This window comes from Stenotrophomonas sp. 1337 (assembly GCF_031455455.1).
In the GTDB taxonomy this organism is placed as follows: Bacteria; Pseudomonadota; Gammaproteobacteria; order Xanthomonadales; family Xanthomonadaceae; genus Stenotrophomonas; species Stenotrophomonas indicatrix.
In genome coordinates this window covers 724,850-739,615 of record NZ_JAVDSR010000001.1, presented here as the reverse complement: position 1 = coordinate 739,615, position 14,766 = coordinate 724,850, and the positions used below count along the sequence as shown (strand labels likewise).

Annotated in this window: 10 protein-coding genes; all 10 read right to left on the bottom strand. The window is 66.9% G+C overall.

Going from position 1 to position 14,766, the window contains the following annotated elements; translation table 11 throughout:
• Window positions 1–35: 35 nt before the first annotated feature.
• Complete coding sequence (locus tag J2X70_RS03355) at window positions 36–1,109, bottom strand: chemotaxis response regulator protein-glutamate methylesterase (RefSeq protein WP_099783897.1); 1,074 nt, start codon at window positions 1,107–1,109, stop codon at window positions 36–38.
• The gene (gene cheD / locus J2X70_RS03350) at window positions 1,106–1,702 is read right to left on the bottom strand and encodes a chemoreceptor glutamine deamidase CheD (protein ID WP_025878962.1); all 597 of its coding nucleotides are present in this window, start codon (window positions 1,700–1,702) and stop codon (window positions 1,106–1,108) included. Before cheD ends, J2X70_RS03355 begins: the two co-directional genes overlap by 4 nt.
• Window positions 1,699–2,568, bottom strand: coding sequence for a CheR family methyltransferase (locus J2X70_RS03345; protein WP_032975462.1), 870 nt, complete (start codon window positions 2,566–2,568; stop codon window positions 1,699–1,701). Before J2X70_RS03345 ends, cheD begins: the two co-directional genes overlap by 4 nt.
• A 32-nt stretch (window positions 2,569–2,600) precedes the next feature.
• On the bottom strand, window positions 2,601–4,865 hold the full coding sequence (locus J2X70_RS03340) for a methyl-accepting chemotaxis protein (RefSeq protein ID WP_309908931.1): 2,265 nt from the start codon (window positions 4,863–4,865) through the stop codon (window positions 2,601–2,603).
• 518 nt (window positions 4,866–5,383) lie between these two features.
• Window positions 5,384–7,759, bottom strand: coding sequence for a methyl-accepting chemotaxis protein (locus J2X70_RS03335; RefSeq protein WP_263930286.1), 2,376 nt, complete (start codon window positions 7,757–7,759; stop codon window positions 5,384–5,386).
• 98 nt (window positions 7,760–7,857) lie between these two features.
• On the bottom strand, window positions 7,858–8,241 hold the full coding sequence (locus tag J2X70_RS03330; RefSeq protein WP_025878966.1) for a hypothetical protein: 384 nt from the start codon (window positions 8,239–8,241) through the stop codon (window positions 7,858–7,860).
• A 137-nt stretch (window positions 8,242–8,378) separates the two neighbouring features.
• A complete protein-coding gene (locus J2X70_RS03325) occupies window positions 8,379–8,870 on the bottom strand; it encodes a chemotaxis protein CheW (protein ID WP_025878967.1) in 492 nt (163 codons plus the stop codon).
• 292 nt (window positions 8,871–9,162) lie between these two features.
• The gene (locus tag J2X70_RS03320; RefSeq protein WP_025878968.1) at window positions 9,163–9,936 is read right to left on the bottom strand and encodes a flagellar brake protein; all 774 of its coding nucleotides are present in this window, start codon (window positions 9,934–9,936) and stop codon (window positions 9,163–9,165) included.
• A 213-nt stretch (window positions 9,937–10,149) separates the two neighbouring features.
• Complete coding sequence (locus J2X70_RS03315; RefSeq protein WP_025878969.1) at window positions 10,150–12,396, bottom strand: methyl-accepting chemotaxis protein; 2,247 nt, start codon at window positions 12,394–12,396, stop codon at window positions 10,150–10,152.
• A gap of 386 nt (window positions 12,397–12,782) precedes the next feature.
• Window positions 12,783–14,762: a chemotaxis protein CheA gene (locus J2X70_RS03310; protein ID WP_025878970.1), complete on the bottom strand. Its 1,980-nt coding sequence runs from the start codon at window positions 14,760–14,762 to the stop codon at window positions 12,783–12,785.
• Window positions 14,763–14,766 lie beyond the last annotated feature (4 nt).

The following is a 14,766-nucleotide window of genomic DNA, read 5'->3' as shown; positions in this document are numbered from 1 at the left end:
AAAGACGGGATGAAGCGCTGCGGCGCTGTGGTCGATCAGCCGCGCGCCAGCGCCAGCAACCGTTCGGCAATGCGCTCCAGCGGCACCTGTTCCTCGGCCGCGCCGAGCTTGAAGGCCGCGCCGGGCATGCCCCAGACCACGCTGGTCGCCTCGTCCTGCACCAGCGTCGGCGCGCCGGCCTGGCGCATTTCCAGCAGGCCGCGTGCACCGTCGTCGCCCATGCCGGTGAGGATCGCGCCGATGGCATTGCCGCCCGCGCTCTGTGCCACTGAGCGGAACAGCACGTCCACCGCAGGCTTGTGCCGGTTCACCGCAGGACCATCGTCGACACGGCAGCGCCAGCGCGCACCGTCGCGGATGATCCGCAGGTGCTTGCCGCCCGGAGGCAGGTAGGCGTGGCCGGGCAGCACCGCTTCACCGTCGCTGGCTTCGCGCACGGCCATTGCCGAGTGACGGTCCAGTCGTTCGGCGAAGGCGGTGCTGAAGCTGGCGGGCAGGTGCTGGGTCATCACCACGGCCGGACCGTCGGCGGGCATGCCTTCCAGCACCACGCGCAATGCTTCGGTACCGCCAGCCGACGAGCCGATGGCGATCAGGCGGTCGGTGGTGCGGAACTGCGTTGCTGCCGGGCGCGCGGCAGGGGCGGCATCCAGCGTGAGTTTCGGCGTGGCCACGCGTACCAGCGGGCGCACCCGGGAACGCGCAGCCATCTTTACCTTGGCGATGATTTCATCGGCATAGCCCTGCAGGCCGCGGGCCACGTCGAGCTTGGGCTTGGACACGAAGTCCACCGCGCCCAGGCCCAGTGCCTGCAGGGTGGTATCGGCGCCGCGTTCGGTCAGCGAAGAGATCATCACCACCGGCAGCGGGTGCAGGCGCATCAGGTTTTCCAGGAACGCCAGGCCATCCATGCGTGGCATTTCCACGTCCAGGGTGATCACGTCCGGGGCCAGGCGCTTGATCTTCTCGCGGGCCAGCAGCGGGTCGGCGGCGGTGCCGACCACGTCGATGGCCGGATCGCTGGACAAGATCTCGGTGAGCATCTGCCGCACGACGGCGGAGTCGTCGACGATCAGGACCCGGCAGGGGGCGTTGCCGGTCAGGGTCATTCGAACAGCTCCACGCCACCGGTGACCGGGGCCTTGGACAGGCGTGCGCGCACGGCCGATTCGGTCGCGGCGACTTCGGCTTCGTGGGCATGCGGCAGGCGCTGCACCACCACGCGGCCCGTATCGGCGAAGAACCAGATCTTGCGCGGATGGATGCCGCACAGGTCCTCGGCGAGGATCGGGATGTGTTCGGCCTGCAGGTACTGGCGCACGAACTCGGCGTTGCGGGTGCCTACCGGATTGCTGGTGAAGCCCTTCAGCACGTTGGCGCCGCCGAACACCTTCGCCTCGATGCGCTTGCGGTGGGCGCCGCGCTTGAGCATGTCGTTGATCAGCAGTTCCATCGCATAGCTGCCATAACGTGCGGGCGCGCCGTCGCCGGCGTTGCCTTCGGGCAGCAGGAAGTGGTTCATGCCGCCGATCTTCAGTACCGGGTCGCGCAGGCAAGCGGCCACGCAGGAGCCGAGTGTAGTGGTCAGCGCGGTGGTGTCATCCACCACCAGGTACTGGGTTGGCAGCAGCTTGGCGGCGATGGTCTTGAAGCGTGCGTCCTGGTAGCGCATCACATCGTCGGTACGCAGTGATGCGTTCATGCGCCGGCCTTTGCTGCACGACGGTACAGGGTGCGCCCGCAGGGCTGGATCAGATCGGCAGCGTGCAGGTAGTTCTCCGAATGGCCGGTATAGAGCAGGCCGTCGTCGGCCAGGTGGTTGACCAGGCGGCCAAGAATCGCGCGCTGGGTCGGCTTGTCGAAGTAGATCATCACGTTGCGGCAGAACAGCGCATCGAACGGACCGCCGACGTCGTAACGCGGTGCCAGCAGGTTCAATGGGCGGAATTCGATCAGTTCACGCAGCGCCGGCAGTACGCGGCACTGGCCTTCGTTGGGGCCACTGCCACGCTGGAAATAGCGGCGACGCAGGTCCGGGTCGAGGCCGGCGACACGGTCGATGTTGTAGACGCCGCGCCCGGCGGTGGCCAGCACCTGGGTGTCGACGTCGGTGGCGACGATGCGTACCGGCGGCTTCAGGGTGCCGAACGCTTCGCACGCGGTGATCGCCATCGAGTAGGGCTCTTCGCCAGTGGAGGCGGCGCACGACCACAACAGCAGCGGACCGCGCCCGTTGCGCTGCTGCAGCTCTTCGCGCAGCTTGTCGAAATGGTGCGGCTCGCGGAAGAACGCAGTGAGGTTGGTGGTCAGCGCATTGGTGAATGCCTGCCACTCGTCACCATCACCCTGTTCCAGGTGGTCCAGGTACTGCTGGAAGCTGCGCATGCCCAGCGTGCGCAGCCGGCGCGACAGGCGTCCGTACACCATGTCGCGCTTGGCCGGGGCGAGGGCGATGCCCACGCGCTGGTAGATCAGGTCGCAGACGCGGCGGAAATCACGGTCGGCGAATTCGAATTCGCGCGTACCGCTGACGATGGGGGTAGGGCTCTGCACGGGTGACGTGTCCATCGGCGGGGCGGCGGCCGGAGCCGCCGCGAGGATCAGAATTCCTGCCAGTCGCCGTCGTTGGAGACGACGGTGCTGGAGTGGGTACGGCGGATCGGTGCGGGCGTCGACAACGGTCGCGAAGGCGCAGGGCTGGCAGCCTTCGGCGCGACCTTGGCGGTCACCGCCTTCACTGCGACAGCGACCTGGTTGTCGAGGCGGAAGATCGCCACGGCGTCGGCCAGCTGTGCGGCCTGGTCTTCCATCGCCCGTGCTGCAGCGGTGGCTTCTTCCACCAGCGCGGCGTTCTGCTGGGTGGTTTCGTCCATCTGCACCACGGTCTGGTTGACCTGCTCGATGCCGGCGGACTGCTCCTGCGAGGCGGCGGAGATCTCGGCCATGATGTCGGTCACGCGCTGCACCGACGCGACGATCTCGCCCATGGTGCTGCCGGCCTGGTGGACCAGGCTGGAACCCTCGGCGACCTTGCCGACCGAGTCGTCGATCAGGCCCTTGATTTCCTTGGCAGCGGCGGCCGAGCGCTGGGCGAGGGTACGCACTTCGCTGGCGACTACGGCAAAGCCACGGCCCTGTTCGCCGGCACGGGCCGCTTCGACCGCGGCGTTCAGCGCCAGGATGTTGGTCTGGAAGGCGATGCCATCGATGACCGAGATGATCTCGGCGATCTTCTTCGAGGAGGCTTCGATGGCCGACATGGTGGTGACCACCTGGCCGACCACGCTGCCGCCCTGCGAGGCCACGCCGTGCGCGCCGATGGCAAGCTGGTTGGCCTGGCGCGCGTGTTCGGCGTTCTGGCGCACGGTGGAGGTCAGTTCCTCCATCGAGGCGGCGGTTTCTTCCAGATTGGCGGCCTGCTGCTCGGTACGGCGCGACAGATCGCTGTTGCCCGACGCGATTTCGCCGGCCGACAGGGTGATGCTGGAGGCACTGGCCTGGATCTGGCCGACGATCTGAGTCAGCTGGCTGACCGTGGCGTTTGCATCGTCGCGCATACGAGCGAACACGCCCTGGTAGTCACCGTGCATGCGTGCCGTCAGGTCGCCGTCGGCAATGGACGACAGCAGCTGCGAGAGCTTGCCGAGGTTGTCATCGCTGACTGCCATCATGGCATTGAGGTTTTCCAGCATGGTGCGGAAATCGTGATCGAAGCGCTGTGCATCGCCGCGCTGGCTGAAGTCGCCCGCGGCGGCGGCACTGGCCAGCTGCTTGATCTCGGCGTTGATGCGGCCGAGGTTGGCCTTGACCGTGTCGACGGTGGTGGTCATCGCCGCCTTTTCGCCCGGATAGCGCGCGATGTCGCTGCTGAGGTCGCCCACGGCGTACTGCTGCACGACGTTCAGTACATCGTGCAGGGTCTGCACGTGGCTGCCGACCAGGACGTTGGTTTCCTGCACCATCAGTCCGTATTCGCCGGGGAAGCTGCTGGCGTCGATGCGGTAGCTGAGTTCACCGCCATCGTGGCGGCGCGCCATCTCGCGCTGGCCGCTGATGACCGCGTGCAGCTGCTGCTGCATGCGCGACATGGCCTCCAGCAGGCGACCGGTTTCATCATGCGGCTGCGGGCCGATGTGGCTGTCCAGCTTGCCGCCGGCAATGCCTTCGGCCACGGCGGTGGCCTGCTTCAGCGGGCGTGCGATGCGGTTGCCGATGACCCAGCTCAATGCCAGCACGATCAGCACCAGCACGCCGCCGGCCAGGGTCATGATGGCGGTGAAGACCAGTGCCTGCTGCTGCACGTCATCCATGTATACGCCGCTGCTGACCACCCAGTTCCAGGGCTTGAACAGGCCGGCGTAGGACGCCTTGTCGTACAGGCCTTCGCTGTTGGCCTTGGCCCACTTGTAGGAGACCACCCCGCCGCCCTTGCGAGCCACTTCCACCAGGTCGTGGAACAGCTGCACGCCGTCCTCGGAGCGGAAGTCCTTCATGTCCTTGCCGATCAGGTCCTTGCGGAACGGATGCATCAACACGCGGTAGTTCGTGTCGTAGACGCTGTAGTAATACGTATCGCTGTCGGCGCGCATGCGCGCCAGCGCATCGAGCGCGGCCTGGCGGGCCGCGGGCTCGGTGAGTTCGCCGCTGGCGGCCAGCCCGTGGTAGTGGTCGAGGATGCCGTAGGTCAGTTCAACCTGGGTCTTCAACGACGACTTGCGGGTTTCATTGAGGTCCAGGTACTGCATGCGGGCAGCGATCACCGAGAGCGCGATCACGCCGAGTGCGATCAGCAGCGTGAGCAGATTGAGCTTGCGTCGGACGGAGAGATTGCTGAAGTAGTGTTGCCAGCGATGCAGGAGATTCATCGAGCAGTACCCGGGTGGTGGTGGGTGGAGGCGCCGGTGCTGATCGGGAGCAGCGGTGACATGACCGTTATCGGCCGCGGGGGCGGGGGATTGAGGTGGGCTGTTCGAACGTATTCAGGTTTGTTCGCAGCGGCGGCTGCGGCGCTGCCTGCGGCAGGCTTTTGGAGCGAGAGCAACAGCAACAGCGGATGGTCGGCCCTGCAATGTTGAGGGGGAGCCGTGCGGGGATGGGCTGGCGGGACACGCCGTAAACCCATCCATGGGGGCTCGATGGCGCCATCCATGGCGCCAACGGTCCCGCCTGGCCGCCCCGACCCATCCCCTCGGGTTTCACTGGCTCGGATGGCAAGTGCATTGGTGTCGGCGGGTGGAAAGAGGGGTCAGATCCGTTTTCCGCGGGAAAACGGATCTGACCCCGGAAGCACTGCGCCGTTGGCTGGACAACACCTGGCGAGGCCGCAAAAGAAAACGCCCCAGCGCAGGGCCGGGGCGTTTTCGTGCCTCAGGTCAGGCGGGAATCAGAATTCCTGCCAGTCTCCATCAGCCAGTTCGGTGGCCATGGATCGGCCGCCGGTGCTGCGGCGGGCCGGCGGTGCGGCCGCTGCCGGGGCCGGGGCTGCCGGTGCCGACGCGCGCGGTGCCGGTGCGCGCGTGGCGACCACGGCTTCGGCTTCGTCGACCACGAAGATCGAGACTGCCTCGCTCAGGTGGCCCGCCTGTTCTTCCATCGCACGTGCGGCGGCGGTGGCTTCTTCCACCAGCGCGGCGTTCTGCTGGGTGGTTTCGTCCATCTGCACCACGGTCTGATTGACCTGCTCGATGCCGGCGCTCTGCTCCTGCGAGGCAGCAGAGATCTCGGACATGATGTCGGTCACGCGTTGCACCGAGGCAACAATTTCGCCCATGGTGGCGCCGGCCTTGTGCACCAGCGCCGAGCCGTCGTTGACCTTGCCGACCGAGTCGTCGATCAGGCCCTTGATCTCCTTGGCGGCGGCGGCCGAGCGCTGGGCGAGGGTGCGCACTTCGCTGGCGACCACGGCGAAACCACGGCCCTGTTCGCCGGCACGGGCCGCTTCCACCGCCGCGTTCAGCGCCAGGATGTTGGTCTGGAAGGCAATGCCGTCGATGACCGAGATGATTTCCGCGATCTTCTTCGACGAGGCCTGGATGGCCGACATGGTGGTGACCACCTGGCCGACCACTTCGCCACCCTGCGAAGCCACGCCGTGCGCGCCGATGGCGAGCTGGTTGGCCTGGCGTGCGTGCTCAGCGTTCTGGCGCACGGTGGAGGTCAGTTCCTCCATCGAGGCGGCGGTTTCTTCCAGATTGGCGGCCTGCTGTTCGGTACGGCGCGACAGGTCGCTGTTGCCGGAGGCGATTTCGCCGGCGGCCGAGCTGATCGCACGGCTGGACTGCTTGATGCGGGTGACGATCTCGCTCAGCTGCGCGGCCGTGGCATTGGCATCGTCGCGCATGCGGGCGAACACGCCCTGGTAGTCGCCATGCATGCGCACGGTCAGGTCACCCTGCGACAGTGCGGCGAGCAGGCCGGAAATCTGTTCGATGCTGCCCGAGTTGGCGTCCAGCAGGCCGTTGATCTGCTGGGCCAGCTGCAGGAAGAAGCCTTCCTTGTCGTTGGCATCGATGCGGCCGGACAGGTCGCCGGCAGCGGCCTGGGCGATCACCCGTGCCACTTCCGCCTCGACCTGCGCTTCCTGAGTGCGGTCGCGCCATTCCACCACGTAGCCGACGGTGTCGCCGTCTTCGTTGCGGATGGTCGACACGACCTGGGCGAACTGGGCATCGCCGTACTGCATCGGGCGGCGGGCAACGCCATGCTGCTTGAGGTTGGCCAGCAGGGTGTTGTCCATCTCGCCGCGGTGTTCAAGCACGGTGACCGGCTTGCCGACCAGCGAGGCGTGGACGTCGAAGTCGGGCAGGTCGCGGCGCAGCTCGTCCTGGTACTGGGCCAGGGTCTGCTGCAGGGCGCGGTTGCTGTAGACGATGGTGTTGTTGGGGTCGGTGAGGTAGACGCCGGTCGAGCTGTAATCCAGCGCGGTGCGGATGCGCAGGTTCTCGCGGGCGATGGCCTGGTCGGTTTCGGTGCGTTCGCGCAGATCGCGCTGCATGCGCTGCATGGCCTGCATCAGTTCGCCCACTTCGTCCTGGCGGCTGACATCGATGTGACCATCGAGCTTGCCACCGGCGACGTCGTTGGCCACCGAGACGGCGCCACGCACGCTGCCGACCAGGGCACGGGCGAACAGCCACACCAGCACCAGGCCGAGAGCGGCGCCGCCGAGCAGGGCGATGACGATCAGCACGGCCGAGGCGGAGTAGGTGGAGGCGGCTTCGTCGCGCGAGGCGCGGGCGAGGCGGTTGTCTTCGGCGATCAGCGCTTCAAGCGCGGCGCCGGCCTTGCGGTGTTTGGTGCGGGTCTCGCCGACGAAGGTGTCGATCGCATCGTCGGGCAGGTCCAGCTCCAGCATTTCGGTGACGCTGTCATAGGAGGCCAGCGCGTCCTTCCAGTCCTTGGCGAAGGTGTCGAACAGCTTCTTCTGCTGTGCGTTGTCGACCAGCTTCGGATAGTCCTTGATCGACTTGTCCATGCTGGTGCGCAGTTCGACGGCCTGCTTGCGGGCGTCGGCCTTGACGTCGTCGCTGGCGCGGATCAGCTGCTGGTAGGCGCTGTTGCGGTACTCGCCGAGCATGCCGCGCATCTCGCCGGCCATGCGGATGCTCTCCATGCGTGAACCAGCCAGTTCGGTGGTCACGTTGTTCAGCGAATGCAGGCCACGGTAGGCGACGATGCCCTGCAGCAGCATCACCAGCAAGAGGACACCGAAGGTCAGCATGAGCTTCGGCATCAGTTTCAGGTTGTTGATCCACGGCATGGGCGTTGCGATCTCCTAAGGCAGACGCGGCCGGGCGCGGGGCCCGGTTGCAACAGCCACGCCGGCACGCTGGCCGGCGCGGTCTGACGGACAGCGGATTACTTGATGTTGGCCAGCTTCAGGCTGGACGGCGAGCTGACTTCGATTTCCGCGCGCGAGGCGTCGCGCTGGATCTTGCCGATCACGCACACGGTCTTGCCTTCCAGGGTTTCCAGCGGGAAGGAGAACTTGCCGCGGTTCTCGCCGGCGATGCGTGCCGAGAAGGTGTGGCGCGGGAAGGCGCCGCCCATGTACAGGAAGGTCGGCTGGCCTTCGGAACCTTCTGCGAAGCGGGCCTTTTCGACCTTGCCGCAGACCATGCCGTCCTTGCCGACGGCGCGCGGTGCCATCTCCGGCGGAATCATCTCGGCCGACTGCGCGAAGGCGGAGGAAGCGGTGGTGGCCAGGACGGCAGCCGAAACGAACGCAAGCAGGGACTTCATCGGGGTGATTCTCCGGGGATGGTGATGGTGGATCCGGCCTTGGCGCGTTCCTGCGCGACCGGCTTCTGTCCCCCTATCGGCGTGGATGAGGGGAACTGAAGGGCTGCGTAACAGAAACGTGAAAAAGGTCCGTTTGCTCAGGCGGCAGCGTCTTCGACGACGTTGGTCTGACCCATGTCGGCGCTGTCCAGCAGGGTTTCGATATCCAGCAGGATCAGCATGCGGTCGTCGTGGGTGCCGATGCCGGAGATGAAGCGGGTGTCGACGGCGGCGCCGAATTCCGGGGTCGGGCGGATCTGCTCGGCCGACAGCGGGATCACGTCGGAGACGCTGTCGACCACGATGCCGACCACGCGGTCTTCCACGTTGAGCACGATCATCACGGTGAAGGCGTCGTAGCGGGCGTCTTCCAGGCGCAGCTTCAGGCGCAGGTCGATCACCGGCACGATGGTGCCGCGCAGGTTGATCACGCCCTTGATGTAGTCCGGGGCATCGGGGACGCGGGTGACGGCGTCGTAGCCGCGGATTTCCTGCACCTTGAGGATGTCCACGCCGTAGTGCTCGGCACCGAGGGTGAAGCTGAGGAATTCGCCATCGGCGCCGGCGGCGGAGCTGTTCTTGTCGTTCATCGAGGGGTCCTGGTTCTGCCGGAAGTGCCGGTGTCAGGCTCGATATCGGCCCCTGGGTGGGGGACTTTAGGCATCTGGTAGTGCCGGCCGCTGGCCGGCAATCCTGCATCCACGCATGGCGTGGATCTACCGGGGAGGGGTAGTGCCGGCCGCTGGCCGGCAGTTCCTGCATCCACGCATGGCGTGGATCTACTGGTTCCTGCATCCACGGATGGCGTGGATCCACCGGCTCCTGCATCCACGCGGTTTCGAGGTTGCCGGCCAGCGGCCGGCACTGCCCGCCGTGGGGGTGTCAGAGCTCGCCGTTGCGGCGTGCCTTGCGCTGGCGGTCGATGCGGAAGATGTAGCGCTGGATGGCGCTGTCGCCGCCGCGCGGCAGGTCGTCGAAGCGCATGCCGACGCGCTTGACCTCGGTGCCGTTGGGCAGGCGTTGCGGCAGCAGGTTGCAGACCACCAGTTCGATCTGCAGGTCCGGGCCATCGGGCATCGACAGCTGCGCGCGGTAGCGCTGCTGCAGGCTGAAGATGGCGCAGTCGGTGGGCACGGTTACCGCCAGGCCGCCGCCACTGATGTCCACCACGCGCATCGACAAGGCTTCGGCGCGGGCCTCGCCCGGTGGCAGCAGCAATTGCGGTGAGTCGGTGATGGGGGTCTCCAGCCGGTACAGTTCGCGCCGCTGCAGGTGCACCAGTTCATCGGGCAGCGGTGCACGGAACGCCACATGGCCCTCGTTGTCCACGCGCTGCAGGTCATGCAGGCGGAAACGCACCAGTACCCGTTCCAGCTGGGCGAAGCAGAGCAGGTGGTCGGACTGTTCGGCGGCGCGGTTGGAGGCCTCCTGCGGGCTGCCATCGAGCAGCAGGAAATCCTCGTCGTCGTCCAGTTCAAGCAGGGCGGTGGGGAAGGATCGATCGCGGCCGTCGATATGGGCGTTGATCAGTGATCGCTGGTCGATCAGTGAACGCAGCAGCTGCCGCACCTGGCGGGGGTTGCGGACCAGAAAGCGATCATCCGCGGCATCGGCCGCATGGACTTCGGGCAGTGCAGTGTCGTGGCCGTCGGACATGGAATCTGTGGTCAGGGGCGGGCGCCGACGCGTGTGGGCGCGTGGCTCGAAAGAGGTATCGGCTGCGTTGCGGATTTATGTAGCACCGAACGCACTCGTTTGCTCCGTTGTGCCATGCCCGCGGCGGTCGGGCAAGCGTGGTGCCCGGGCCGGGCATGGCCCGGCGCTGCCTTTCCGCTGACGGGGTGGCGCGCGGCCACCCCGATGCTGCGATCAGAACTCCTGCCAGTCGCCGTCACCGGCCAGGGCCGGCTGCGCAACGGGCTTGCGCACGCGCGCGGGTGCGGCGATGGATGCGGGCGCCGCCTTGCGCGGAGCACTGCTGGCCACGGCCATGGCTGCGCGCGGTATCGCATTGCCCGCGCTCGGTGCGGCCAGGCGGAAGCGTGCGACGGCCTCGCCCAGCTGTGCGGCCTGGTCTTCCATCGCCCGCGCTGCGGCGGTGGCTTCTTCCACCAGCGCGGCGTTCTGCTGGGTGGTTTCGTCCATCTGCACCACGGTCTGGTTGACCTGCTCGATGCCGGCCGACTGTTCCTGCGAGGCGGCGGAGATCTCGGCCATGATGTCGGTCACGCGCTGCACCGACGCGACGATCTCGCCCATGGTGCTGCCGGCCTGGTGGACCAGGCTGGAACCCTCGGCGACCTTGCCGACCGATTCGTCGATCAGGCCCTTGATTTCCTTGGCAGCGGCGGCCGAGCGCTGGGCGAGGGTACGCACTTCGCTGGCGACTACGGCGAAGCCACGGCCCTGTTCGCCGGCACGGGCCGCTTCCACTGCGGCATTCAGCGCCAGGATGTTGGTCTGGAAGGCGATGCCATCGATGACCGAGATGATCTCGGCGATCTTCTTCGAGGAGGCTTCGATGGCCGACATGGTGGTGACCACCTGGCCGACCACTTCACCGCCCTGCGAGGCCACGCCGTGCGCACCGATGGCGAGCTGGTTGGCCTGGCGCGCATGTTCGGCGTTCTGGCGCACGGTGGAGGTCAGTTCCTCCATCGAGGCGGCGGTTTCTTCCAGATTGGCGGCCTGCTGTTCGGTACGGCGCGACAGGTCACTATTGCCGGAGGCGATTTCGCCCGAGGCCAGGGTGATGCTCGAGGTGCTGGCCTGGATCTGGCTGACGATCTGGGTCAACTGGGCGACGGTGGTGTTGGCATCGTCACGCATGCGGGCGAACACGCCGTGGAACTGGCCGTCCATGCGTGCGGTCAGGTCGCCCGCGGCGATGGACTGCAGCAGCTGCGACAGCTGGCCAAGATTGCCGTCGGCGACCTCCATCATGCTGTTGAGTTGCTCGATCATCACGCGGAAATCGTGATCGAAGCGCTGCGCATCGCCGCGCTGGCTGAAGTCGCCGGCGGCAGCGGCCGATGCCAGCTGCTGGATCTGCGTGTTGATGGCCAGCAGGCTGGCCTTGGCCGCATCCATCGATTCGTGCAGGATCGCGCGGCTGCCCGGCAACCGGCGCGCATCGGGGGCGAGGTTGCCGGTGGCGTACTGGTTGAGCACATCGATGGCATCACGGATCGCATCGAGGTGTTCGAAGATCACCGTGTTGATGCCGCCGGCGAGCTGGCCATAGACGCCCGGGAAGTCTTCCGGAATGCGGTGGCTGATATCGGGGCCGGCATGCATCTGTGCCATCAGCTGGGTCTGCTCGGAGAAGCGACGCAGCATCGCGGTCATCTCCGCGGTGGCCGCCAACATGCGACCCGCCTCATCCTTGCCGGTGGCCTGGGTAGTGACGCTGAGATCGCCGCGGGCGACGGCCTGGATGGCATGCACTGCCTTGCCCAGTGGGCCGACCACGGCGCGCGAGATGATCACCGCCAGGGTGGCGGCGACCACGACCAGCAGCACGATGGCGGCGATGATGGCCAGCATGCTGTTGCGGTGGGTCGCGTTGGCGTCGTCGATCTTGCCCTGCATCTGGGTTCCCAGCAGCGCACCCAGCGCCTTCAGGTCTTCGAAGGCTTTGCGGCGCAGAGGGCGCGACTGCTCATCGGAAATCTGCCGGGCCGCTTCGCCATCACCGGCGGTGGCCGCTTCGCGCAGCTTGGTATTGGCGGCGAAGTAGCCATCGACGTCGGCCTGCACGGCCTGGTACAGCGTGCGCTCCTTGTCGCCGGACGGCAGCTTGGCATAGGCCGCCAGCTGCTCGCGCACCACTGCAGCGGTGTCGTTCATGCGCTTGTTGTAGTCGGCCACTTTCTCCGGCTGGTCCAGCATGCTGATCTGGGCCAGTTCATAGGTGCGGAACTCACCCAGCTGCGAGCGCACTTCACCGAGGTACTGCACCGATGGAATGTCGTTGGTCGCCATCGAGGTCAGCTTGGCGTTGGCTTCGGACAGGCGGACCAGGGCGAACGCACCCAGCACGACGGTCATCAGGGTGGTCAGGGTGAATCCCACAGCCAGCTTGCGGGCGATGGGCAGATCGTGGAACCACTTCATGCAGGGTGCTCCAAGGTGGGCAGAATACCGGCGGCGGCGCCGCGGGCAAAAGGTCGTTGCAGGAGGGAACGGTGGTGCCGGGTGAAGGATCGGTGACTGCCGTCAACCCGAGATAGCGGCGCAGCTGCGCCGTACTTTATGGACCGATGTCACATTCGCTGGCGTAGGGGGAAACCAACGGAAAGCAAGCAGTGGCGGGGCTTTCGCCGTGGCGGCGTGGTTTCAGGCGAAACCATGCGCCCGATCAGGTTCACGACGCAGGACGACGGAGTTCACAGTTGCGGGCGCCGCCGCGTTGCGCGTGGGTACGATTGCTGCCTGCGCCCGCGCGCAAACGAAAACCGCCGCCCCGGAGGACGGCGGTCAGGTACAACGTGTAGCGCAGCTCAGGCGGCCTGCGGCACCCGCAGCGAACGCACCAGGCCGCCAATGTCGACGATCAGGGCGACGCGGCCATCGCCGAGGATGGTGGCACCGGAGACCCCGCCGATACGGCGGTAGTTGTTCTCGATGTTCTTCACCACGACCTGCTGCTGGCCGACCAGTTCGTCCACTTCCAGCGCGATCTTCTGGCCATCGCCTTCAACCACCACCACCAGCGATTCACTGCCGGGTGCACGCTGGCCATAGCCGTAGTACTCGCTCAGCGACAGGATCGGCAGGTATTCGCCACGCACGCGCAGCACGCGGCCTTCGCCGGCCATGCTGCGGATGTCGTCAGGCTGCGGCTGCAGTGCTTCAAGCACGTAGGCCAGCGGCAGGATCAGGGTTTCGCCGGCCACCGCCACGGTCATGCCGTCGAGGATGGCCAAGGTCAACGGCAGCCGGATCAGCGTACGGGTGCCGGTGCCGAGGCCGCTTTCAATCTGCACCTCGCCACCGAGCGCCTGGATGTTGCGGCGGACCACGTCCATGCCCACGCCACGACCGGACAGGTCGGTGACCGCATCGGCGGTGGAGAAGCCGGGCTGGAAGATCAGGTCCCAGACCTGCGAGTCGGTGGGGTTGTCCGGTACGGCCAGGCCGCGTTCCTGCGCCTTGGCCAGGATCTTCTCGCGGTTCAGGCCGCGGCCGTCGTCGCTGACTTCGATGACGATATGACCGCCCTGGTGCGAGGCCGCCAGGGTGATCGTGCCGGTCTCGTCCTTGCCGGCATCGCGACGCACGTCCGGCATTTCCAGGCCGTGGTCGATGGAATTGCGGACCAGATGCACCAGCGGATCGGCGATCTTCTCGATCAGGCCCTTGTCCAGCTCGGTGCCTTCGCCGATGGTGCGCAGGCGCACGTGCTTGCCCAGGCGGCCGGACAGGTCGCGGACCAGGCGCGGGAAGCGGCGGAACACTGCGTCGACCGGCAGCATGCGCACGCCGATCACAGCCTCCTGCAGGTCACGGGTATTGCGTTCAAGCAGGTCCAGGCCGGCGAACAGGCTCTCGGCATGCACCGGGTCCAGCGCGTGCGAGACCTGCTTGAGCATGGCCTGGGTGATGACCAGTTCGCCGACCAGGTTGATCAGTGCATCGACCTTGTCGACGCTGACACGGATGGAGGTTTCTGCTTCCTGGCTGGCCCCGGTGCTGGCCGTCGGTGCGGCAGCGGCGGGCGCAGGCGCAGCGACCGGCGCGGCAGCCGGTGCCTGCGTGGCCAGGCTTGGCGGTGCGGCCGGACGGATGTCCAGTTCGCAGTCGTCCAGCACCCAGGCGAAGGTGTCTTCGATCTTGCTGCGCGGCACCTTGCCGACCAGGCCCAGGTCCCACGCCAGGTGGGCTTCAAGCGGGTCGAGCTGGGCGAAGCCGGGCAGGCGATCCATGCGCGCGGCCACCTGCAGCGAACCCAGGTGTTCCAGTTCGCGGATGATGCGCAACGGGTCGTTGCCACTCATGAACAGTGACGGCGCCGGGGTGAAGCCGATCTGCCAGGCTTCCGGCGTGTCGTCCACCTTGCTGGCGGCAGCGGGTGCAGCGGCGGCGGGTGCCTGGCCGGACAGCACCGCTTCCAGGCGCGCCTTCACCGCAGCAACCGCTGCAGGATCGGCGGGCTGGCCGTGCTCGGCCTCGCGCAACAGGGCGCGCAGTACGTCCACCGACGACAGCATCGCATCGACGGCGTTGCCTTCCAGTGCGCGCTTGCCGGCCCGCAGCTCATCGAGCAGCGTTTCCAGCACGTGGGTCAGCCCGGCGATGGCATCGAAGCCGAACGTGCCTGCGCCCCCCTTGATGGAGTGGGCGGCACGGAACACCGAGTTGATGATCTCCGGGTCCTGTTGTCCCGATTCCAGGGCCAGCAGGCCAGCCTCCATGGCGTCGAGGCCTTCGCGGCTCTCCTCGAAGAAGGTGGCGTGGAAGCGTTGCAGGTCCATGCTCATGGCA